General features: G+C 71.9%; 21 protein-coding genes. 5 read left to right on the top strand and 16 right to left on the bottom strand.

Annotated elements, in window-relative coordinates:
• Positions 1-67: 67 nt before the first annotated feature.
• The 4 genes from AMK27_RS26235 to AMK27_RS26220 all read right to left on the bottom strand — a co-directional run bounded on the left by AMK27_RS26235 (position 68) and on the right by AMK27_RS26220 (position 6,476).
• On the bottom strand, positions 68-1,501 hold the full coding sequence (locus AMK27_RS26235) for a sugar porter family MFS transporter (RefSeq protein ID WP_073912876.1): 1,434 nt from the start codon (positions 1,499-1,501) through the stop codon (positions 68-70).
• A 193-nt stretch (positions 1,502-1,694) separates the two neighbouring features.
• Complete coding sequence (gene smc / locus AMK27_RS26230; protein WP_073912872.1) at positions 1,695-5,339, bottom strand: chromosome segregation protein SMC; 3,645 nt, start codon at positions 5,337-5,339, stop codon at positions 1,695-1,697.
• A 246-nt stretch (positions 5,340-5,585) separates the two neighbouring features.
• The gene (locus AMK27_RS26225; RefSeq protein WP_015036455.1) at positions 5,586-5,804 is read right to left on the bottom strand and encodes a hypothetical protein; all 219 of its coding nucleotides are present in this window, start codon (positions 5,802-5,804) and stop codon (positions 5,586-5,588) included.
• A gap of 390 nt (positions 5,805-6,194) precedes the next feature.
• Positions 6,195-6,476, bottom strand: a complete 282-nt coding sequence (locus AMK27_RS26220; protein ID WP_030325609.1) for an acylphosphatase — start codon at positions 6,474-6,476, stop codon at positions 6,195-6,197.
• Positions 6,477-6,678: 202 nt separating this feature from the next.
• On the opposite strand from AMK27_RS26220, the gene AMK27_RS26215 reads away from it, so the two are divergent.
• Positions 6,679-7,635, top strand: coding sequence for a CAP domain-containing protein (locus AMK27_RS26215; RefSeq protein WP_073912869.1), 957 nt, complete (start codon positions 6,679-6,681; stop codon positions 7,633-7,635).
• Positions 7,636-7,734: 99 nt separating this feature from the next.
• On the opposite strand, the gene AMK27_RS26210 is transcribed toward AMK27_RS26215, so the two are convergent.
• On the bottom strand, positions 7,735-8,319 hold the full coding sequence (locus tag AMK27_RS26210; protein WP_073912866.1) for a flavodoxin family protein: 585 nt from the start codon (positions 8,317-8,319) through the stop codon (positions 7,735-7,737).
• A 164-nt stretch (positions 8,320-8,483) separates the two neighbouring features.
• Between AMK27_RS26210 and AMK27_RS26205 the strand changes: the two genes are divergently transcribed.
• The gene (locus AMK27_RS26205; protein WP_073913254.1) at positions 8,484-8,870 is read left to right on the top strand and encodes a winged helix-turn-helix transcriptional regulator; all 387 of its coding nucleotides are present in this window, start codon (positions 8,484-8,486) and stop codon (positions 8,868-8,870) included.
• An 83-nt stretch (positions 8,871-8,953) separates the two neighbouring features.
• Here AMK27_RS26205 and mutM read toward each other — a convergent pair whose 3' ends face one another.
• The 9 genes from mutM to AMK27_RS26160 form a co-directional block, all read right to left on the bottom strand.
• Positions 8,954-9,838 (bottom strand): bifunctional DNA-formamidopyrimidine glycosylase/DNA-(apurinic or apyrimidinic site) lyase, encoded by an 885-nt coding sequence (mutM, locus tag AMK27_RS26200; protein ID WP_073912864.1) that lies wholly within the window; start codon positions 9,836-9,838, stop codon positions 8,954-8,956.
• Positions 9,839-10,009: 171 nt separating this feature from the next.
• Positions 10,010-10,822 carry a ribonuclease III gene (rnc, locus tag AMK27_RS26195; protein WP_073912861.1) on the bottom strand — a complete coding sequence of 271 codons (813 nt, stop codon included), beginning with the start codon at positions 10,820-10,822 and terminating at the stop codon, positions 10,010-10,012.
• A gap of 20 nt (positions 10,823-10,842) precedes the next feature.
• The gene (gene rpmF, locus AMK27_RS26190; RefSeq protein WP_015036448.1) at positions 10,843-11,016 is read right to left on the bottom strand and encodes a 50S ribosomal protein L32; all 174 of its coding nucleotides are present in this window, start codon (positions 11,014-11,016) and stop codon (positions 10,843-10,845) included.
• Between the two features lie 2 nt (positions 11,017-11,018).
• Positions 11,019-11,672 (bottom strand): YceD family protein, encoded by a 654-nt coding sequence (locus AMK27_RS26185; protein WP_073912860.1) that lies wholly within the window; start codon positions 11,670-11,672, stop codon positions 11,019-11,021.
• A 161-nt stretch (positions 11,673-11,833) separates the two neighbouring features.
• Complete coding sequence (locus AMK27_RS26180) at positions 11,834-12,901, bottom strand: ATP synthase F0 subunit B (protein ID WP_073912857.1); 1,068 nt, start codon at positions 12,899-12,901, stop codon at positions 11,834-11,836.
• 110 nt (positions 12,902-13,011) lie between these two features.
• Entirely contained in the window at positions 13,012-13,491 is a 480-nt protein-coding gene (gene coaD, locus AMK27_RS26175; RefSeq protein ID WP_181399519.1) for a pantetheine-phosphate adenylyltransferase, read from the bottom strand.
• 26 nt (positions 13,492-13,517) lie between these two features.
• Entirely contained in the window at positions 13,518-14,102 is a 585-nt protein-coding gene (gene rsmD / locus AMK27_RS26170) for a 16S rRNA (guanine(966)-N(2))-methyltransferase RsmD (RefSeq protein WP_073912851.1), read from the bottom strand.
• 73 nt (positions 14,103-14,175) lie between these two features.
• Positions 14,176-16,368 (bottom strand): ATP-dependent DNA helicase RecG, encoded by a 2,193-nt coding sequence (recG, locus tag AMK27_RS26165; protein ID WP_073912848.1) that lies wholly within the window; start codon positions 16,366-16,368, stop codon positions 14,176-14,178.
• Positions 16,369-16,427: 59 nt separating this feature from the next.
• Positions 16,428-18,044, bottom strand: a complete 1,617-nt coding sequence (locus tag AMK27_RS26160; RefSeq protein WP_073912845.1) for a DAK2 domain-containing protein — start codon at positions 18,042-18,044, stop codon at positions 16,428-16,430.
• Between the two features lie 275 nt (positions 18,045-18,319).
• Here AMK27_RS26160 and rpmB point away from each other — a divergent pair, with 275 nt between their 5' ends.
• Positions 18,320-18,505, top strand: coding sequence for a 50S ribosomal protein L28 (gene rpmB, locus AMK27_RS26155; protein WP_015036441.1), 186 nt, complete (start codon positions 18,320-18,322; stop codon positions 18,503-18,505).
• Between the two features lie 181 nt (positions 18,506-18,686).
• On the opposite strand, the gene thiD is transcribed toward rpmB, so the two are convergent.
• Together thiD and AMK27_RS26145 are read right to left on the bottom strand one after the other, a co-directional pair.
• Positions 18,687-19,487 carry a bifunctional hydroxymethylpyrimidine kinase/phosphomethylpyrimidine kinase gene (gene thiD / locus AMK27_RS26150; protein ID WP_073912842.1) on the bottom strand — a complete coding sequence of 267 codons (801 nt, stop codon included), beginning with the start codon at positions 19,485-19,487 and terminating at the stop codon, positions 18,687-18,689.
• Positions 19,484-20,446, bottom strand: a complete 963-nt coding sequence (locus AMK27_RS26145; protein WP_073912841.1) for a thiamine-phosphate kinase — start codon at positions 20,444-20,446, stop codon at positions 19,484-19,486. Before AMK27_RS26145 ends, thiD begins: the two co-directional genes overlap by 4 nt.
• 233 nt (positions 20,447-20,679) lie before the next feature.
• Between AMK27_RS26145 and AMK27_RS26140 the strand changes: the two genes are divergently transcribed.
• Positions 20,680-20,913: an Lrp/AsnC family transcriptional regulator gene (locus AMK27_RS26140; protein WP_015036438.1), complete on the top strand. Its 234-nt coding sequence runs from the start codon at positions 20,680-20,682 to the stop codon at positions 20,911-20,913.
• A gap of 20 nt (positions 20,914-20,933) precedes the next feature.
• Complete coding sequence (locus tag AMK27_RS26135) at positions 20,934-21,416, top strand: DUF3515 domain-containing protein (protein WP_073912838.1); 483 nt, start codon at positions 20,934-20,936, stop codon at positions 21,414-21,416.
• The last annotated feature ends 28 nt before the right edge of the window (positions 21,417-21,444 follow it).

Here is a 21,444-nt window from a genome sequence, read left to right as displayed (position 1 = left end):
CGGTCCGAGGCGTGAGGCCTCGGGCCGGGGCAGTTCCGTGGGTGAGGAGAGGGACAGCGGGGGGGGGTTAGCCCATCTCCTCCAACGCCTTGCCCTTGGTCTCCTTGACGTACCTGAGCACGAAGGGGATCGAGAGCACGGCGAAGACCGTGTAGATGATGTAGGTGCCGGAGAGGTTCCAGTCCGCGAGGGACGGGAAGCTGGCCGTGATGGCCCAGTTGGCGATCCACTGCGCGGAGGCGGCGACGCCGAGCGCGGCGGCGCGGATCCGGTTGGGGAACATCTCGCCGAGGAAGACCCACACCACCACGCCCCACGAGAGGGCGAAGAAGAGCACGAAGACATGGGCGGCGACGAGCGCCACGACGCCCTGCGTCTCGGGCAGTTTGCCGTCGACGAGGTCGGCGGAGAAGGCCCAGGCCTCGAAGGCGAGGGCGATCGCCATGCCGACGGAGCCGACGAGGGCGAGCGGCTTGCGGCCGACGCGGTCGACCAGGACCATCGCGATCACGGTGCCGATGATGTTGATGATCGACGTGGTGAACGAGTAGAAGAACGAGCTCGACGGGTCGATGCCGACGGACTGCCAGAGGGTCGCGGAGTAGTAGAACGCGACGTTGATGCCGACGAGCTGCTGGAAGACCGAGAGTCCGATGCCGACCCAGACGATCGGCAGCAGCCTGAACCGGGAGCCGGCGACGAGCAGGTCCTTGAAGGTGGACTTGTGCTCGCTGCGCATGGCCCTGTCGATCTCGGCGACACGGTGGTCGAGGTCGACCCCCTTGCCCTCGACCTCGGAGAGGACCTCCTTGGCGCGGTCGATCCGCCCGACGGAGATGAGGAAGCGGGGCGACTCGGGGATGGCGAAGGAGAGCATGCCGTAGAGCACGGCGGGGACGACCATCACGCCGAGCATCCACTGCCAGGCTTCCAGGCCGCCGATCTCGCCGCGCTGGTCGCCGTCGGCGAGCTGGAGGATGCCGTAGTTGACCAGCTGGGAGATGGCGATGCCGATGACGATCGCGGCCTGCTGGAAGGAGCCGAGGCGGCCGCGGTAGGCGGCGGGGGCGACCTCGGCGATGTACGCCGGGCCGATGACGGAGGCCATGCCGATGGCGAAGCCGCCGACGATGCGCCAGAGCGCCAGGTCCCAGAGGGCGAAGGGCAGCGCGGAGCCGACGGCGCTGACGGCGAAGAGCACCGCCGAGATCTGCATGCAGCGGATGCGCCCGATGCGGTCGGCGATCCGGCCCGCGGTGGCGGCGCCGATGGCGCAGCCGATCAGGGCGATGGCGATGACCTGGGCGAGGGTGCCGGAGCCGATGTCGTAGCGGTCGCGGATCGCCTCGACGGCGCCGTTGATGACGGAGCTGTCGTACCCGAAGAGGAATCCGCCCATCGCCGCGGAGGCCGTGATGAAGATGACGTGGCCGAGGTGGTCCGGATGTGCGGTGCGGCCGCCGGAAGGCGGCGGCGTGGGCGCCTGCGCGGTATTGGACACATGGACTCCTCGATGGGGGGCACAAGCCCTTCCAGTGGCGCACAACTTCACGCCGCCCACCACGTGAAGGTAAAAGCAACGTTGCAGAGACTATGCCTTCAAGTTTCGAAGTCAATACCCGATGTCATGTGACTTAATAAGCACTGAAGAGGGCGTTGGGTTCAACACTTGAAGCAATGGTCCATGCCCAGCCTCAGCGCAGCCGCTGGCTGATCACCTTCGAGACGCCGTCGCCCTGCATGGACACCCCGTACAGCGCGTCCGCGACCTCCATGGTCCGCTTCTGGTGCGTGATCACGATCAGCTGAGAGGACTCCTGGAGCTCCCGCATGATCCGGATCAGCCGCTGGAGGTTGGTGTCGTCGAGCGCCGCCTCGACCTCGTCCATCACGTAGAACGGGCTGGGCCTGGCCTTGAAGATCGACACCAGCAGCGCCACGGCCGTCAGCGAGCGCTCGCCGCCGGAGAGCAGCGAGAGCCGCTTGACCTTCTTGCCGGGCGGGCGGGCCTCCACCTCGACGCCGGTGGTCAGCATGTTGTCGGGGTCCGTGAGGACGAGCCGGCCCTCGCCGCCGGGGAAGAGCCTAGAGAAGACGCCCTCGAACTCGCGGGCCGTGTCCCGGTAGGCCTCGGTGAAGACCTGCTCGACCCGCAGGTCGACCTCCTTCACGACCTGAAGCAGGTCCGTCCGGGTCTTCCTCAGGTCCTCCAGCTGCTCGGAGAGGAAGCGGTGCCGCTCCTCCAGGGCCGCGAACTCCTCGAGGGCCAGCGGGTTGACCTTGCCGAGCTGGTGGTACGCCCGTTCGGCGGCCCTGAGCCGCTTCTCCTGCTCCGAACGGATGAAGGGGCGCGCCTCGTCGGCCTCCGGGGAGCCGGCCCCCGCGGAGTCCGCTCCCGGGGAGTCCGCCCCCGCCACGCCCTCGGCCCCCGCCACGCCCTCGGCTCCCGCCACGCCCTCCGCTCCCCCGGCGGTCGGGGACGGCGGCACGGGCTGGTCCGGGCCGTACTCGGCGACCAGCGCGGTCGCCTCCACACCGAACTCCTCCAGGGCCTTCGACTCCAGCTGCTCGATCCGCAGGCGCTTCTCCGCGCCGAGGACCTCGCCCCGGTGCACGGAGTCGGTCAGCTTGTCGAGTTCCGCCTTGAGGTCGCGGCCCCGGTTCCGGGCGGCCGTCAGGCCCTCCTCCCGGTCGGCCCGCGCCGCCTGCGCCACCACCCGCTCCCGCTCGGCGCGGACGAGCGACACCTCGATGTGGGCCAGGAGGCTCCGGGCGCCGGCGGCGACCGCGCCCGCGACCCGCTCCTCGTGGCGCAGCCGGGCGCGCCGTTCCTCGGCACGCGCGCGTGCCTCCCGTTCGGCCCGGGCGGCGCGGTCGAGCGAGTCGGCCCGGCCGGCGAGCCCCTTGACCCGCTCCTCGTGGGTACGGACCTGGAGGCGGGCCTCCATCTCGGTCTGGCGCGCGTTGGATCCGTCGATGGCGAGCCGGTCGCGGGTGCCGGTGTCGGGTTCCTCGTCCCCGCCCTCCCCGAACGCAGCTGCCTCCTGGGCCACGAGGAGCCGTTCGGCGAGCTCCTCCGCCTCGGCGGTCGCCTTCTCCAGGGCCTCCTGGGCGCGGGCGGCGGCGGCCGCGGTCCGCTCGGCCTCGCCCGCCGCTCCCCTGGCCTGGCCAGCGAGCCGGCCGAGCTGCTGGGCGACGGCGGACTTCTCCCGTTCGGCGGTACGGCGAAGGGTGTCGAGTTCCTCGACGAGCGCTGCGGCGGTACGGCGCCGTGCGTCGGCCTCGTCCTTGGCGGCCGCCGACTCCTCGCAGCGTACGGCGAGTTCGTCGAGCTCGGCGGCGGCCTCGTCGACCGAGGCCTGGACCTCCAGGAGGCTGGGCGCGCCCGCGGAGCCGCCCTGGGCGAAGTGGGCCCCGAGCAGGTCGCCCTCCAGGGTGACCGCGGTGGACGCGGGACGGCTCCTGACGAGTTCGGCGGCCTGGTCCAGGTCGTCGACGACGACGATTCCGGCGAGCAGCCGGCGGACGGCTCCCATGAGTTCGTCGGGTCCCCGGACGAGGTCGGCGGCGCTCGGGTGTCCTCCGGCCGCGGGGGCCCCGGTCCCTTCCGGGCGGTCCGGTTCGGGGGCTCCGGTCAGGAGCAGCGACGCGCGGCCCGCGTCCTGCTTGCGGAGCAGGCGGAGGGCTTCGGCGGCGGCGGAGGGGCCGGTGGCGGCGACCGCGTCGGCGGCGGCGCCGAGTGCGGCGGCGACGGGGATCTCGTATCCGGGGGTGACGGTGAGGAGTTCGGCGGCCGGGCCGAGGAGTCCGCTGAGTCCGGCGGTCAGCAGGGCGCCCGTGCCGTCCTTGCGGCGCAGTCCGAGGGCGAGGGTGTCGTGCCGGGCGAGGGTCGCGGCGCGGCGGCGTTCGGCGGTGGCGGAGGCCTCGCGGGCGGCGCCGAGCGCGGCCTCGGCGTCGGCCAGTTCGCGGCGGGCGGCCTCGTACCGTTCGCCGTGCTCGGTGTCCGCGGCGTCGAGGCCGTCGACCTCGGCCTTGAGCAGCTCGTACTCCTCCTGGGCGGCGGCCGCCCGCTCCCCCGCCTCGTCGCGGGCGGCGGCGAGGCGGTCGATCTCGGCCTGGGCGGAGGCGGCGCGCGAGCGGGCCGCGTTGACCTGGCCGTGGAGGCGGGCGAGTCCCTCGCGCCGGTCGGCGAGGGCGCGGGCCAGGTCCTTGAGGCGGCGCTCCTCGGACGCGAGGGCCTGTTCGAGCTCGGAGCGGTGGGCGACGGTGTCCTCGAGGGCGCGCTCGGCCGCCTCCAGGGCGACCTCCAGCTCGGCCTCCTGCTCCCGGACCCGGGCCGCCTCCCGCTCCAGGTCCTCCGGGTCGCGGCCGCGGCGTTCCTCGGCGGGTGCGGCGGTGGCGCTCTTCATCCGCGCGTCGGCCAGGGAGACCGTGCCGCGGACGCGTTCGGCGAGCTGGGAGAGGGCGTACCAGTTCTGCTGGGCGCGTTCGAGCCGGGGTACGAGCGCGCGTGCCTCGGCCTCCAGGGCGGCCTCGCGGGCGACCGCGGTCCGCAGTTCGGCCTCGGTGGCCTCCTTGCGGGCGAGCAGGGCCGCTTCGTCGGCGACCTCGGCGGTGAGGGCCCGCTGGAGGTGGACGAGGTCGTCGGCGAGGAGGCGGAGCCGGGCGTCGCGGAGGTCGGCCTGGATGACGACGGCGCGGCGGGCGACCGCGGCCTGCCGGCCGAGGGGCTTGAGCTGGCGGCGCAGTTCGTCGGTGAGGTCCTGGACGCGCGCGAGGTTGGCCTGCATCGCGTCGAGCTTCCGCAGCGCCTTCTCCTTGCGCTTGCGGTGCTTGAGGACTCCGGCGGCCTCCTCGATGAAGGCGCGGCGGCCCATCGGGTCGGCGTGCAGCACGGAGTCGAGCTGCCCCTGGCCGACGATGACGTGCATCTCTCGGCCGATGCCGGAGTCGGAGAGCAGGTCCTGGAAGTCGAGCAGCCGGCAGGTGTCGCCGTTGATCTGGTACTCGCTGCTGCCGCCGCGGAACATGATGCGGGTGAGCGTGACCTCGGCGTAGTCGATGGGCAGCGCGCCGTCGGAGTTGTCGATGGTGAGGGACACCTCGGCACGGCCGAGCGGGGGGCGCCCGGTCGTGCCGGCGAAGATGACGTCCTCCATCTTGCCGCCGCGCAGCGACTTGGCGCCCTGCTCGCCCATGACCCAGGACAGGGCGTCCACGACGTTGGACTTGCCCGATCCGTTGGGGCCCACGACACAGGTGATTCCCGGTTCGAACCGCAGCGTGGTGGCCGAGGCGAACGACTTGAATCCGCGGAGTGTCAGGGCCTTGAGGTGCACGCCCGGGACTCTACCGGGGCTCGTGCGTTTCACCCGCGAACGCGTAGGGCAGATCCTCGGGTGAGGAGGGGTGGGACGGGAGGGGAACGGCGGGTGAAAGAAAGAAGGGACGCCGAAGCGCCCCTTGCATGTCTGCTCTGCCGGCCTGGATGTGCGGTTGGCTCGACCGGCATGAGTGTCCATGCGGCTGTGCCGACGTGAGTCCGGCGTGAGTGTTTCCCACCTGGCCCCTCGGGGCTGGGGTTGTCAGGTGAGCGCAGGCTCCGCCTGGGGTACGTCGAGGTCGATGCTGTTCAGCAGTGACTCTCCCTGGTGCTGAGCGGCGGCCGCGGCGAGCGAGTCGTTCTCGGACTGGATCCGTACCAGCTCGGATTCCAGGTCCTGGACGCGCTGCTGGAGCCGTCGCATCTCGGCGAGGAGTCGCGGGTCGGAGCCGCCGACGTAACCGAGAAGCGCCTTTGCCATGATGAGTGGTCCTCCACAATGAGTGACCGACCGTAGCGGTTGGGTCGTGAGGGATTTCGCACCCGCGGTGCTCGGCAGTACTGCTTGTCGTGCCGGTTCCACTGCCAAACAGCTAAGGTGCGCGGGGCTTCCAGAGTCTCACCAAAAAGTTTGACGGTCAACACGATCACGCCCCGTCTGAAGGGCCGACCGAGGAGTCCCGGGCCGCTCAGCGGGCGGCGGGGCCTCATGAACTCGGTGCCTCAGGGCGTCGCGATCATCCTTACCCGGCAGCCTTCCATGACGGCCGCTCCTTGGCAACCACCAGGGGGTTTCCCCGTCATCCGACTGTTACCGCGCGTCCTTTCGAGGCCCCTCTCGGTCACCGGAGAGGGTGTCGGAGAGTGATCGTCAGCGGATGGCGAAGCCGTCGTAGCCGCCGCGCGGGGTGGCCCAGATCTCAGTGACGCCGTCCACTCGCCCGGGTGTGTCGGCGGAGTGGAGCCAGGCGAGCAGACGGTGGCAATTCTCACGCGCCCCTTCGGCCACCACCTGCACCCGGCCGTCGTCGAGGTTGAGGGCGAAGCCCACCAGGCCGCCGATCTCCAAAGCGTTTGCCCTGGTGAACCAGCGGAAGCCCACTCCCTGTACCCGGCCGCGCACCCAGGCGGTCATCCGAACGTCGTCGCTCATGCCTGCACGCTAGCGGGCGGATTGCCAGATGAGCACATCGCCCCCGGCCCGCATGGACTACAGTCCCGACCGAACACGCCTCACCCGATCGGACCCGCCCTGTTCGACTGCCGGTCCGCAACGGTACCGACAGCAAAGATCAGCAAAGGCCGCAGGGTCGGCACAGGACCACAGCAGGACCAGCAAGAGGAAGGCAGACCAGATGGGACGCCACCGTCGCGCCGGAGCCGCACCCGCCGCAGAAGACTACGCGGACGGTTCGGACCGCCGTCACCGGGGGACCCGCCGCAAGCGGCGTACTCCCGTGCGCACCGGCCTGCTCGGAGCCTCCGCCGCCGTCGCGGTGGGCGCCATCGCCGTCGCCTCGGGCCTGCTGCCCGGCGGGGACACGTTCACCGTCGGGAGCGCCGGCTCGAGCGAGCGCCCGAGCCAGGCACGGCAGGCGCCGGAGCTGACGACGCAGGGCGGGTCCACCCAGACCCCGACCGCCGACTCGAACGGCGCGCGCACGAGTGCCGGGGCGAGCGCGGGCACGGACAAGGGCAGGACGGCCTCGCCGTCGGCGACCCCGTCCACGAAGCCGACCCCGAAGGCGACGAAGCCGACCCCGTCGAAGGCCCCGGCCAAGGCGCCCACGAAGGCGCCGACCAAGCCGCCGGCCCCGCGGAAGACCACGGCCGCGCCCACCACGAAGGCCCCCGCGCCGAAGCCCGAGCCGAAGCCCGACCCGACGACGGAGGCCCCGGTCGAGACGACCGCGGCCCCTTCCACCGCCGACCGCGGCGAGGCCGCCGAGGCGGAGGTCGTCCGACTGGTCAACGTCGAGCGCGCCAAGGTGGGCTGCTCCCCGGTGACCGCGGACGCCCGGCTCGCGGCACTGGCCGGAGCGTTCAGCGAGGACATGGCGGCCCGCGGCTTCTTCGACCACACGGACCCGGACGGGGCCACCCCGTGGGCGCGCGCCGAGAAGGCGGGCGTCTCGGGCCTCGGCGGCGAGAACATCGCCCGCGGCCAGGCCGACGCGGCCGCCGTCATGGAGTCCTGGATGAACAGCGACGGCCACCGCGCCAACATCCTGAACTGCGACTTCACCACCCTGGGCGTGGGCGTCCACTTCGCCGACGGCGGCCCCTGGTGGACCCAGGACTTCGGTTACTGACCCGCCGGTCCCCGCACCTCCCTCGCGTGAAAGGGCCCGTCACCTTCCCGGTGGCGGGCCCTTTCGCGTACGGCTTCGTGTACCGCGCGGCACGGAGGCTCAGGCGGCGGCCCTGCCCGCCGCGAAGGTGCGGGCCGTCAGGGCGACGCGGCGGCCGAGGTGTTCGGCGGTGGCGATGTCGGCCTTGTGGACGCCCTCGGGACCCAGGTCGGCGTGGGTCTGGCCGGCGGCACCGGAGAAGAAGCCGAGGCGGTTGATGTCGTTCTCGGAGGCCTCGCTGGTGTTCCAGCCGGGCTTGAGGCCGAGGTTGACCCAGTGCATGCCGTGCTGGCCGGCGAGGATCTGGAAGTACTGCAGGGTGTGCAGCTTGTCGCCGCTCTTGGAGCCGGAGTTGGTGAAGCCGGCGGCGAGCTTGTCCAGCCAGGCGTCGGCGAACCAGCGCTTCGAGGAGTCCTCGGCGAACTGGTGGAAGGCGCCCGAGGCCGTGCCCATGTAGGTCGGCGAGCCGAAGACGATGGCGTCGGAGGCGTCGAGCAGCTCCCACTCGGCCTCGGTGATCCCGTCGACCGTGATCAGGTGCACGACGGCGCCCGTGTCGGCGGCACCGTCGCGGACGGCCTCGGCCAGGACCGCGGTGTGGCCGTAGCCGGAGTGGTAGGCGATGGAGACGACGGGGGTGGTCACAAGGGGCTCCTCGAACGAGAACGGGTCGGCGAACAGGCCTGGGAGCAGGTCTGCGAACAGGACTGCGGGGACGCCCAGAAGTAGAGCACTAACTTTTCGACAGCGCAACCCATGGGTTAGCGCACGCCTGGCAGTGAGCGCTGTGCGGGAGTACGGTGGAGGGCATGACTGACGACCTCGCCTACGACGTGTTCGCGCGCGCCTGCCCCTCGCGCGGCACGCTGGAGCACGTGACGGGCCGCTGGGGCAGCCTGACCCTCGGCGCCCTGTACGACGGGACGTTCCGGTTCAACGAACTGCGGCGCCGGGTCGACGGCGTGAGCGAGAAGATGCTGTCCCAGACCCTGCACGCGCTTGAGCGCGACGGACTCGTCCACCGCGAGGCGCAGCAGACGAATCCGCCGCGGGTCGACTACCGGCTCACCCCGCTCGGCCGCGAGATCGCGGAGCGGCTGATCGGCCTGATCGAGCTGGTGGAGGGGCGGATGCCGCAGGTCGAGGCGGCGAGGGAGACCTACGACGCGGAGCGCGCGGCCCCGGTCGGCGCCTGATCCCCGGACACGCGCGCGTCCTCGGGCGCTCGGGTCTTCAGCCGCTCGCGCCTCGAGTCACTCGGGGTCAGCCGCGCGGGCCGTCAGGCACTCGCGCGCGGCGGTCGCTGGCAGCGCGGGCAGAAGTAGCTGGAGCGGTTCATCCACGCGCGGCGCCGCATCGGCGTACCGCAGCGGTGGCAGGGCTCGTCCTCGCGCCCGTAGGCGTCGAGCGAGCGGTCGAAGTAGCCGGATTCGCCGTTGACGTTCACGTACAGGCTGTCGAAGCTGGTGCCGCCGACCGCGAGGGCCTCGTTCATCACGTCCCGGACGTGCCCGAGGAGTTCGGCCGAGCGCGGGCGCGTGAGGCCGGCGGTCGGCCGGTCGTAGTGCAGCCGGGACCGCCAGAGCGCCTCGTCGGCGTAGATGTTGCCGACGCCGCTGATCAGCGACTGGTCGAGCAGCGCCCGCTTGACCGTCGTGCGGCGCAGCCGCAGCGCGCTCTGGAAGGCGGCGTCGTCGAACTCGGGGTCCAGCGGATCGCGGGCGATGTGCCCGATGACGTCCGGCAGCCCGTCGGGGGTCTGGTCGTGGAGCGAGAGCCCGCCGAAGGTGCGCTGGTCGACGAAGCGGAGTTCGGTGCCGACCGTGCCCGCGGCGAGGTCGTCGGCGGACGGCGCGAAGCGGATCCGGATGCGGAGGTGCTTCTCGTCCGCGGCCTCCTCCGGCTGGACGAGCAGCTGCCCGCTCATGCCCAGGTGTCCGAGGACGGAGGTGCCGGTGTCGGCGAGCGGCAGCCAGAGGTACTTGCCGCGGCGGCGCGCGGCCTCGAACCGCTGCCCCTTCAGCCGGGCCGCGAAGTCCTCGCCGCCCGCCGGATGACGCCGTACGGCCCTGGGGTGCAGCACCTCGACCTCGGTCACGGTCCGTCCGGCGACCCAGCGTTCCAGACCCCGCCGTACGACCTCGACCTCGGGCAGCTCGGGCACGGGACTCCTCCGGACGTACGTCGTCGACAGCGGTTCAACCCTACCGGGGGCCGGGCCGTGAGAAGGACGGAAGAAGGCGGGGAGAAGCGGGGCGGAACGCGGGGAAGGAGGGCGGGAGAAGACGAGAACCCCGCCCTGGGGCGGGGTTCTCGGGAAGCGGGGGGGCGGCCGTCAGGCCGACGCCCGGTGGGCGGTAGGAGAGGGGTCGGCGACCTCTCCCGTTCCCGCCTCGGCCGCGGCCTTCGCCGCCGCCGCGCGTTCGTCCGCGGCCGCGCGGATCGCGCGCCACGCGGACTCTGCGGCCTGCTGCTCCGCTTCCTTCTTGCTGCGGCCGGTGCCGGTGCCGTACGAGACACCACCGACGCGGGCGGCAGCAGTGAAGGTCTTCTCGTGGTCCGGACCCTCTTCGGAGACGAGGTACTCCGGAACACCCAGGCCCTCGGCCGCGGTGAGCTCCTGGAGACTGGTCTTCCAGTCCAGGCCGGCACCGAGGTTCGAGGACTTCTCGATCAGCGGGTCGAAGAGCCGGTGCACCAGCTCGGACGCCGCGTCGAGGCCCTGGTCGAGATAGACCGCGCCGATCACCGCTTCAAGGGTGTCGGCGAGGATGGATGCCTTGTCCCGGCCACCCGTGCCCTCTTCGCCCCGGCCGAGCCGGATGAAGGAGCCGAGTTCGAGTTCGCGCCCCACGTCCGCCAGCGCACGCGAGTTGACCACCGCGGCCCGCAGTTTGGCCAGCTGGCCTTCCGGCAGGTCGGGGTGGGTCCGGTACAGCGTGTCCGTGACCACCAGGCCGAGCACGGAGTCCCCGAGGAACTCCAGCCGCTCGTTGGTGGGCAGACCGCCGTTCTCGTACGCGAACGAACGGTGGGTCAGCGCACGCACCAGAAGGGCGGACTCGAGCCGATAGCCGAGCCGCCCTTCCAGAAGCGTGTGGGACGAGGCATGGTCCGTCTTGTCGTCCGTCTTGCGGGACTCAGACATTGCGCCTCTCACCAGCCCAATCAGACCGAGAGGACCTGGCGCTTGTTGTAGGTGCCGCAGCTCGGGCACGCGATGTGCTGCAGCTTCGGCTCCTGGCAACGCTCACACGAAACCAGGGTGGGGACCGCAGCCTTCCACTGCGACCGGCGGTGGCGCGTGTTGCTGCGCGACATCTTCCGCTTCGGAACAGCCACGGCTACTTCTCCTGCTTCTCGGCGGCGCTTCGGACGTCCCCGTCAGAGGCTTTGCCGCTCATGTTGTCCTTCTCATCGGTTCCCAGCGAACCGGCGAGTCCCTGCAGTGCCGCCCAACGAACGTCGACGGCGTCATGGTGGTGGTCCGGGTTCTCGTTCAGGTTGGTTCCGCATTCGGAACACAGGCCTGCACAGTCCTCCCGGCACACCGGCTGCATCGGCAGTGCGAGCACCACCGCATCACGCAGCACGGGTTCGAGGTCGAACATGCCGTCCTCGAGGGGGATCATGTCCTCGTCTGCCTCGGCTTCGTCGTCCGCGGCCGCCTTGGAGCGGCCCCGGTCGTCGGAGTCGGGGTACGAGAACATCTCCTGGAAGTCCACGTCGAGCTCCAGCTCGACGGGCTCCAGACACCTTACGCACTCCCCCTCGGCTGATGCACGGGCGGTGCCTGTGACAAGCACCCCTTCCATGACCGACTCAAGACGGAGATCGATTTCCACCGGAGTGCCCTCGGGCACGCCGATCACTCCTTCGACGCCCAGGTCCCTGGGGGCCTCGATCGATCGCGAGATCCGCTGGAGGGCACCAGGACGCCGCCCCAGCTCGTGTGTGTCGAACACGAGGGGGTTGCGGTGGTCGAGGCGCGTGCTCAGGGTTCTTCCTGCTTTCGAATCGTGCGGTGTCGAGGAGGCTGCCAGACGTGGGCAGCATGGATCGCGGAGATACGCGCGACCGAAGAGCCAGGATACTGGACGCTTCGCTCAGGGCCCAATCCGGGCCTTGGGGCCTTACCGACCGCCCCGCCGGCCCCGCGCTACTGCCCCTGTTCGTAGCGGCGCAGCTGCTCCAGGTCGATCATGCTCGTGTCGAAGAAGCTCGTCTCGTCGAGCGCGGCGCTTTGCTGCTGGTGACCCTGCTGCTGCCCCTGCGGGTGGCCCTGCTGCTGGACGGGCTGCTGGTACGCGTACGGGTCCTGCTGCTGGTAGCCGTACGGGTCGGCGTGCTGCGGCTGCTGGTACGCGTAAGGATCGGGCTGCTGCTGGACCTGCTGGTAGCCGGCGTACGGGTCGGGCTGCTGCACCTGCTGGTACGCCGCGTACGGGTCGGGCTCGGGCTGGGACTGCTGCTGGGCGGGGATCTGGACCGGTTCCGGGTCCGAGAGCTCCGCGAGTCCGGCCAGGTAGTCGGAGTCGCTGGTGTGCACGGATCCGACGAGGCCGTCCTGGGCCGCCATGTGCTCGCCCAGCGCGTCGGTGGCGATCCGGCCGTGCAGCTTCTGCCGACCGCGTCCGACGGCCTCCAGGGTCTTGCTGAGCACCGCCTCGAAGGCGCCGAGCTTGGCGTCGACGTACTCGTCGGCCCGGTGGATCAGGGTCTGCGGGTCCGAGCTGTACTCCGGGGCGTCCTCGTCGGCGTAGCCGTTCTGGTCGAGGCCGGGGCCCCGGCCGAGGAGCTTCTCGCGGCCCCGGTCGACGGAGCCGATGGTCTTGTTGAGGACGACCTCGAAGTTCGCCAGCTTGGAGTCGACGTAGTCGTCGGCCTCCGCGCGGACCTCTTCCGCCTCGCGGCGCGCCTCGGAGAGGATCCGGTCGGCCTCCTCCTGCGACAGCCGGGCGACCTGGGTGTCGGAGACGATCGAGCCACGCTCGGCGTGGGCGGCCTCGATGATCCGCTCCGCCTCCTGGCGGGCCTGCTCGACCATGTGCTCGCGGCCGCCGATGAGCTCCTGGGCCTGCGCGAGGGAGCCGGGCAGGGCCTCCCGCACCTCTTCGAGCAGGGCGAGCAGCTCGGCGCGATTGACCACGCACGATGCCGACATGGGCATGGAGCGGGCGCCCTGCACGGTCGCGACGATCTCGTCGAGCTTCTTCTGTACGTCCACCGGGTGCTCGCCACTCTCTACAGCTGGATGGAGACGGACGGGACGACTGTAAGGGCAGTCGGCGCCCGTCCGACACCGGGTGACGGAGCGTCAGCGGCCGTGGCCGCGCGTCACTTCCGCGCCAGGCGCTCGGTGAGCCGGGGAAGGACCGTCGGCGGCACCAGGTGGGAGACGTCGCCGCCCCAGGCCGCGACCTCCTTGACCAGCGAGGACGACAGGAAGCTGTAGGTCGGGTTGGTGGGGACGAAGAGGGTCTCCACGCCCGTGAGGCCGTTGTTCATCTGGGCCATCTGCAGCTCGTAGTCGAAGTCGCTGACCGCGCGCAGTCCCTTGACGATCGCGGGGATGTCGCGCTGCTTGCAGAAGTCGACGAGCAGTCCGTGGAAGGACTCCACCTCGACGTTGCCGAAGTCGGCGGTGACCTCGCGGATCAGCTCGATCCGCTCGTCGACCGTGAACAGGCCCTTCTTCGACTGGTTGATCATCACCGCGACGTGTACGACGTCGTACAGCTTGGAGGCGCGGGCGATGATGTCGAGATGTCCGTTGGTGATGGGGTCGAATGACCCCGGACAGACGGCGCGGCGCAACGTGGGTCCCTCGCTCTCCGGTCCGGTCATCGTGCGTCTTCGCACGTAGAGGCGGCGCGACCGTACCAAAACGTTCCCTCGCCGTAACGACGGGCCCGCAGTGGCTCGAAACCGGCCGGCCAGCCGAACTCTCCGCCTCTGGTGCTGCGCTCCACGGTGACGAGAGCGTCGTCCGCGAGCCAGCCCCCCGAGCGGAGTGTGAGGAGTATCTCGCGAAGATCCTCGTCGGTGACGGCGTACGGCGGGTCGAGGAAGACCAGGTCGTACGGGTCGGAGGGGGCCGGTCCCGTCACGATCTGCTCCGCTTTGCCGGTGCGGAGTTCGGCTCCGGGCAGGCCGAGCGAGGCGATGTTCTCGCGGATGGTGCGAGCGGCGCGCGGTTCGGCCTCGACGAGGAGGGCGTGCGCGGCTCCCCGGGACAGCGCTTCGAGGCCGACGGCGCCGGAGCCGGCGTACAGGTCGGCGACCCTGGCCCCGTCGAGCGTGCCGAGGAAGGCGCCCCAGGTGGAGAAGAGGCCTTCGCGCGCCCGGTCGGAGGTGGGGCGGGTGCCGTTGCCTGGCGGCACGGCCAGGCGGCGCCCGCCGGCGGTGCCGGCGATCACGCGGGTCATCGGTGTCCTCGTCCTGTGTCGTGCGTCGTCCAGTGCGTACGTCTCAGGATATGACCGCGGCCCGCACCGCGCGTCAGCCCTTCTCCAGGTACTCCTCCCGGTCCTTGTCGAGGAGGGCGTCGAGCGCGGTGCGCAGGCCCGGGTGGGCGGTGAGGTCCGGGTCGGCGACGACGAGGGCGGTGGCCTCCTCGCGGGCGGCGGCGATGACCTCCTCGTCGTCGATGACGGTGAGCACCCGCAGGGAGGAGCGGACGCCGGACTGGGCCTGGCCGAGGACGTCGCCCTCGCGCCGCTGTTCGAGGTCGATGCGGGAGAGCTCGAAGCCGTCGAGGGTGGCGGCGACGGCGGCGAGGCGCTGGCGGGCGGGGGACGCCTCGGGCATCTCGCTGACCAGCAGGCAGAGGCCGGGGGCCGAGCCGCGGCCGACGCGGCCGCGGAGCTGGTGGAGCTGGGAGACGCCGAAGCGGTCGGCGTCCATGATCACCATGGCGGTGGCGTTGGGGACGTTGACGCCGACCTCGATGACGGTGGTGGCGACGAGGACGTCGAGCTCGCCCGCGGCGAAGCGGCGCATGACGTCGTCCTTGTCGTCGGGGTGCATGCGGCCGTGCAGGACGGCGATCCGGAGTCCGGTGAGGGGTCCGGTGCGGAGCTTCTCCGCGACGTCGAGGACGGCGAGCGGCGGGCGCTTCTCGGCCTCGTCCTCGGCTGACGCCTTCGCCTTCTTCTTCTGGTCCTCCTCGTCGCCGATGCGGGGGCAGACCACGTAGGCCTGGTGGCCCTTCCCGACCTCCTCGCGGACCCGTTCCCAGGCGCGCGTGAGGAAGTGCGGCTTGTCGGCGGCGGGCACGACGTGGGTGGCGATCGGGGAGCGTCCGGCGGGCAGCTGGTCGAGGACGGAGGTCTCCAGGTCGCCGAAGACGGTCATGGCGACCGTGCGCGGGATGGGGGTGGCGGTCATCACCAGGAGGTGCGGGGGCTGCTTGCCCTTGCCGCGCAGTGCGTCGCGCTGCTCGACGCCGAAGCGGTGCTGCTCGTCGACGACGACCAGGCCCAGGTCGTGGAACTGGACCTTGTCCTCGATCAGCGCGTGGGTGCCGATGACGACGCCGGCCTCGCCGGTGACCAGGTCGAGGAGGGCCTGGCGGCGGGCCGCGGTGCCCATGGAGCCGGTGAGCAGCACGACCTTGGTGGCCCGGTCGGCTCCTCCGAGCATCCCTCCCTCGGCGAGCTCGCCCATCATCTCGGTGACGGAGCGGTGGTGCTGCTGGGCGAGGACCTCGGTGGGGGCGAGCATGGCGGCCTGCCCGCCGGAGTCGACGACGGCGAGCATGGCGCGCAGGGCGACCATGGTCTTCCCGCTGCCGACCTCGCCCTGGAGGAGGCGGTGCATGGGGTGGTCGGTGGCGAGGTCGTCGAAGATCTCCTTGGAGACCTTCCGCTGGCCGTCGGTGAGCGTGAAGGGGAGCTTGGCGTCGAAGGCGTCGAGGATGCCCTCGGGCACCGGCCTGCGGGCGACGGCGGGGAGTTGGGTGTCGGCGTGCCGGCGGCGGGCCAGGGCGACCTGGAGGACGAAGGCCTCGTCCCACTTGAGGCGTTCCCGGGCGAGGGCGATGTCGGCCTTGGTGCGGGGCCGGTGGATGAGCCGGAGGGCGTCGGGGAGCTCGGCGAGGCCGCGGCCCTCGCGCAGGGCGTCGGGGAGCGGGTCGACGGCGTCGACCGCGCTGGGCAGGACGGCGTCGACCGCCTTGGCGATCTTCCAGGACTCCAGCTTGGTGGTGGCCGGGTAGATCGGGATGAGGGCCCCGGCCCAGACGTCGACGGCCTCCTCGCTGTCGCCGCGGAGGAGTTCGTACGACGGGTGGGCGAGCTGGAGGCGCCGGTTGAAGAGCGAGACCTTGCCGGCGAACATCGCGCGGGTGCCGGGCAGCAGGTCGTGGTGCGGCTTGTGCACGCCCTTGCCGAAGAAGACCAGCTGGAGGCGGCCGCTGCCGTCGGTGATGGTCACTTCGAGGCGCTGACCGCGCCCCTTGGAGCCGTTGAAGGTGTGCACCCGGGCGTCGGCGACCTGCGCGACCACCGTGACGTGCTCGTCGAGCGGCAGGTCGGCGAGGGTCGTCAGCTCCCCCCGCTCGGCGTACCGGCGGGGGTAGTGGTGCAGCAGGTCGCCGACCGTGTGCAGGTCGAGCGCCTCGGCCATGACCTTGGCGGTGGCGGGGCCGAGGGACTTCTTGAGTGGTTCGTCGAGCGCGGGCACGCGTTCCATTGCACACCACGCGACCGACAGTCGTCCCGGAGGCTGTGGACGACCACCGGGAAATGCCGCTATTCCACCCCGATGAGCAGCGGTGGAGCGCCCGTGCCCGCGTGGTACGTGGTGGTGTCGACGGCCAGGTAGCCGCGCCGGACGTGGGCCTCCAGGTCGGGGGCGAGTCCGGGCGGGGCGTCGTCGGCCACGACGAGGGTGACGAGTTCGCCGCCGGCCGAGAGCATCCGGTCCAGGACGGTGCGGGCCGTGTCGGCGAGGTCGGTGCCGATGACGGCGACGTCGCCCTCGATGAGGCCGAGGATGTCGCCGGCCTGGCAGACGCCCGCCGAGGTGAAGGACTGCCGTTCGGCGACGGCGAGTTCGGCGTAGCGGGTGGCTCCGGCGGCGGCCGTCATGGCGACGACGTCCTCGTCGAAGCGCCGGTCGGGCTCGTGGACGGCGAGGGCGGCGATGCCCTGGACGGCGGCCCGGGTCGGGATGAGGGCGACGCGGATGCCCTCGGCCCTGGCGCGCTCGGCGGCGGCCGCCGCGGTCTGCCGCAGGTCGGTGTCGTTGGGCAGGAGGACCACCTCGCGCGCGTGGGCCCGGCGGATCGCGTCGAGGAGTTCGTCGCCGGCGGGCTGTTCGCCGGGCAGGGTCCGTACGGTCGTGGCGCCCGCCTCGGCGCAGAGCCCGGCGAGTCCCTCGCCGGGGACGACGGCGACGACCGCGCGCTGGGCGCGCTCGCCGCGCGCGGAGGCGGCGGCAGAGGCGGCGGCGAAGTGGGTGATCCGGATGCGGTGCGGCCGTCCGGCCTCGACACCGGCCTCGACGGCGGCGCCCGCGTCGTCGACGTGCACGTGGACGTTCCACAGCCCGTCCCCGCCGACGACGACGAGGGACTCCCCCAGGGCGTCCAGCCGGGACCTGAGCAGCTCCACTGCCTCGTCCCCGGCCTCCAGAAGGTAGATCACCTCGTAGGCGGGCCCGTCCTCGGCCGGGCAGTCCTCGGGGGGCGCGGGCGTCGCCCGGGGCGCGACCGCCGGCGGCGGGGCCTGTCCGGTCACGGTTTCGAGGAGTGCGCCGAGAACCGTCACGAGGCCCCTGCCGCCCGCGTCGACGACTCCGGCGCGTTCGAGGACGTCGAGCTGCCCCGAGGTGGCCGCGAGGGCGGTCCTGGCCCCGTCGTGGGCGTTCCTGGCCACGTCGACGAGGCCGCCGCCGGCCGCGCAGGCTCCGGCCGCGGCGCTCGCCACGGTGAGGATGGTGCCCTCCACGGGGTGGGCGACGGCCCGGCGGGCGGCGCTCGCGGCCTCGCCGAGGGCGCGGGCGAGGTGATCACCGTCACAGCCGTCGGCGAGGACGCCCGCCATGCCGCGGAGGAGCTGGGACAGGATGGTGCCGGAGTTCCCGCGGGCTCCGAGGAGCGCGCCGTGCGCCATGGCCCGTACGGTCTCGGCGGTGTCGGGGGTGGGTGCGGAGGCGGCGAAGACGGCCTCGACGGCCTGGTGGGCGGCCTCCGCCGTCAGGTACAGGTTGGTGCCGGTGTCCCCGTCCGCCACGGGATAGACGTTGATCGCGTCGATCTCCTCGCGCTCCCGGCCGAGCGCGTCCAGCGACCGCGCGCACCAGGACCTGACCGCTTCGGCGTCGAGCTCCTCGAGCTCCTCGAAGGGGGGAAGGGCTCGCGACAACGGGGGGTCCTCCTTCGGCGGTGAGCTCACCGCAGGGTAGACCCGGGGTGTCCGTCCCCCAAGCTCCCGGCTTCGCTCGGGCAGGGGGACCCCCGGTGACCAGGGCCGGGGGCGGGGTCCGCCCAGACCATGGTAGTTTCGTTCCACCGAGCCAGCCGTTGTATGCTGCTTCGGTTGCCCGGTTCCACGCCGGGCCATCCCCCGGCAAGCCACTTCAGAATCCTGATTCCGGTGCGCCGGATTTCACTGTAATTCTGAAGTCTTTGGAGTGACCCGTGGCTGCCAACTGCGACGTCTGCGGCAAGGGGCCGGGCTTCGGCAACAACATTTCGCACTCGCACCGCCGTACGCCCCGTCGCTGGAACCCGAACATCCAGCGTGTGCGTGCCGTGGTCGGTCGGACGCCGAAGCGGCTCAACGTCTGCACCTCGTGCATCAAGGCCGGCAAGGTCTCGCGCTAATTGCGACGCGTGTTCTGTCGTAGCGCAGCCCCTGCGGTTGCCTTGAAAGGCCGGTTCACCTAGGTGAACCGGCCTTTTGCCTTGCCCGGGGACGGTTCCACCGGGTCCGGGGACGGTTTCGCCAGGTCCGGGGACGGTTCCGCCGGGCGTGCGGCCGGGCCCCCGCGGGGCCCCGGCCCGCTCAGTCCCTGAAGCGCCACCCGTGGTCCACCGGGCCGATGCCCTCGCCGAGGGCGAACCCGGCGCGGATGGCGCCCGTCACATACTCCTTGGCCTCCCGTACCGCCTCCGGCACGGCGAGCCCCTTGGCGAGTCCGGACGCGATCGCCGAGGCGAGCGTGCAGCCCGTCCCGTGGGTGTGCCGGTTGTCGAGGCGCGGGGCCCGCAGCCAGTGCTCCTCGGTGCCGTCCGTGAGCAGGTCGACGGCCTCCCGACCGGTGGGCAGGTGCCCGCCCTTGATCAGGACCCACTCCGGCCCGTACGACAGGATCCCCTCGGCGGCGTTCCTCATGTCGCTCTCGTACACCACGTGCACGTCTATGAGCTGCGTCACCTCGTCCAGGTTGGGCGTGGCGACGGTGGCGCGGGGCAGCAGCTTCGTGCGGACGGCGTCGAGCGCGGACGCGGCGAGGAGCGGGTCGCCGTGCTTGGAGACCCCGACCGGGTCCACGACGACGGGCGCGCCGGTGTCCGCGAGGAGTTCCGCGACGGTCTCCACGAGCGGGGCGGTGGCCAGCATGCCGGTCTTCACCGCCTGGACGCCGATGTCGTCGACGACGGACCGGTACTGGGCGCGCACGGCCTCCGCGGGAAGCTCCCAGACGCCCTGGACGCCCCGCGAGTTCTGGGCGGTGACGGCGGTGAGCACGCTCATGCCGTGGACGCCCAGCGCGAGCATCGCCTTCAGGTCGGCCTGGATGCCGGCGCCGCCGCCGGAGTCGGATCCGGCGACGGTCAGCACCAGCGGCGGGGCGGAGCTCACTCGGTCTCCCCGAAGTGGTCCCAGCCGCCCACGCTGTGCCAGGGCGCGCCGTCCACGGTGACCTGCGGCAGCGCGGAGGGGTTGAGGACCTCGCCGATGACCTTCCAGCGGGCGGGCAGCTTCACGTCGGGCGGGAAGGTGGCCACGATCGCGTGGTCCTCTCCCCCGGTGAGCACCCACTGCATGGGGTCGACGCCGACGGCCTGGCCGATGTCGTTCATCTGGGTCGGGATGTCGATGAGCCCGGAGCGCAGGTCGATGCGGACCTTGCTGGCCTCGGCGATGTGGCCGAGGTCGGCGATGAGGCCGTCGCTGACGTCGCACATGGCGGTGGCGCCGAGCCCGGCGGCCGCGGGACCCGCGTGGTACGGCGGTTCGGGCCTGCGGTGGGCCTCGACGAAGGCGCGGGGCGAGCGGAAGCCGCGGGAGAGCACCGCGTAGCCGGCGGCGGACCAGCCGAGCCAGCCCGTGTAGGCGACGACGTCGCCGGTCTTGGCGCCGCCCCGGGTGACCGGGTCGTGGTTGCGCAGATCGCCGAGCGCGGTGATGGAGACCATGATCGTGTCGCCCCGGACGACGTCGCCGCCGACGACCGCGGCGCCCGCGACCTGACATTCGTCGCGCAGGCCGTCCATGAGTTCGGTGGGCCAGGTGACGGGGAGTTCGGCGGGGACGACCAGGCCGAGGAGGAGGGCCGTGGGGACCGCGCCCATGGCCGCGATGTCGGCGAGGTTCTGCGCGGCGGCCTTGCGGCCGACGTCGTACGCCGTCGACCAGTCGCGGCGGAAGTGCCGTCCTTCGAGAAGGATGTCCGTGCTGGCCACCACGCGCCGGTCGGGCGCGGAGACGACCGCGGCGTCGTCGCCGGGCCCGATCCGTACCGCCGGGGTGGAGGTGAGCCGGGACGTGAGCTCCTTGATGAGCCCGAACTCGCCCAGCTCTCCGACTGTGCCCTTCACCGCGCCTCACCTCGTGTCTTCGTGCCGGCCGGCGGGCGGAGGCGCGTCTGCGCGCGCCGCGGGTCGCGGGCCGTCACCGTGCTGGGTACCGTCAAGTAGACCGTCAACTTCTGTCCTGCGTACGCCACCCCGCGAGCGCCTCGGGAGGCGCGGGTCTCCCCGCGGCCCGCGGCGACGCGGTACCGTGGCGTCCCTTTCTCCCACAAGATCCTCGTGGTCGCCCTGGAGGTTCCGTGGTTCAGGCGTACATCCTCATCCAGACCGAGGTGGGCAAGGCGTCGACCGTCGCCGACACCATCTCCAAGATCCCGGGGGTGCTCCAGGCCGAAGACGTCACCGGTCCGTACGACGTCATCGTGCGCGCGCAGGCGGACACGGTCGACGAGCTCGGCCGCATGGTGGTCGCGAAGGTCCAGCAAGTGGACGGCATCACGCGCACCCTCACCTGCCCGGTCGTTCATCTGTAGCCCCCGTCTACGCTTGGCCGGTGAAGTCTTCCCACCGGCCCTTCGGCCTGCCCGCCGCCGTCACGGCAGCCGTACTGCTGCTGGCCGCCGCCGGCTGTTCCTCGTCGGGCGCCGGGGCGTCCGTCGAGGTTCCCAGCCCCCCGGCGGCGGAGGCCGCCCTCTGCCAGGACCTGGCGAAGGAGCTTCCCGGCGCCGTGGCGGGGCTGGAACGGAGTGACCCGGAGCCCGGCTCCGAGTTGACCGCCGGCTGGGGTGACGGTGCGATCGTACTGCGCTGCGGGGTGCCCAGGCCCGAAAAGATGAGCGATCCCAAGGCGCAGGGCGTCGAGGCGAACGGCGTCGGCTGGATGCTGGAGCGCCCCGAGGGCGGCGGGCCCCGTTTCACCACGACGTACCGGAAGACGTACGTCGAGGTCACGCTCGGCGAGCAGTACACGCACGACATGACGCCGCTCGCGGATCTCGCCGATCCCGTACGGAAGACCGTGCCGTCCAGCCTCTGAGGGCGGCGGCACGGTCTTCCGGGGTGCG

Origin of the sequence: Streptomyces sp. CB02009, assembly GCF_001905825.1 — a bacterium.
Classification (GTDB): Bacteria; Actinomycetota; Actinomycetes; order Streptomycetales; family Streptomycetaceae; genus Streptomyces.
This window is presented reverse-complemented; position numbering and strand designations above follow the sequence as displayed.

Excerpts from the sequence above, each read along its gene's own strand:
- AMK27_RS26225 (WP_015036455.1), bottom strand. The coding sequence starts at position 5,804 with ATGGCAAAGGCGCTTCTCGGTTACGTCGGCGGCTCCGACCCGCGACTC.
- AMK27_RS26220 (WP_030325609.1), bottom strand. The coding sequence starts at position 6,476 with ATGAGCGACGACGTTCGGATGACCGCCTGGGTGCGCGGCCGGGTACAG.
- AMK27_RS26215 (WP_073912869.1), top strand. The coding sequence starts at position 6,679 with ATGGGACGCCACCGTCGCGCCGGAGCCGCACCCGCCGCAGAAGACTAC.
- AMK27_RS26205 (WP_073913254.1), top strand. The coding sequence starts at position 8,484 with ATGACTGACGACCTCGCCTACGACGTGTTCGCGCGCGCCTGCCCCTCG.
- rnc (WP_073912861.1), bottom strand. The coding sequence starts at position 10,822 with ATGTCTGAGTCCCGCAAGACGGACGACAAGACGGACCATGCCTCGTCC.
- rsmD (WP_073912851.1), bottom strand. The coding sequence starts at position 14,102 with ATGACCCGCGTGATCGCCGGCACCGCCGGCGGGCGCCGCCTGGCCGTG.
- recG (WP_073912848.1), bottom strand. The coding sequence starts at position 16,368 with ATGGAACGCGTGCCCGCGCTCGACGAACCACTCAAGAAGTCCCTCGGC.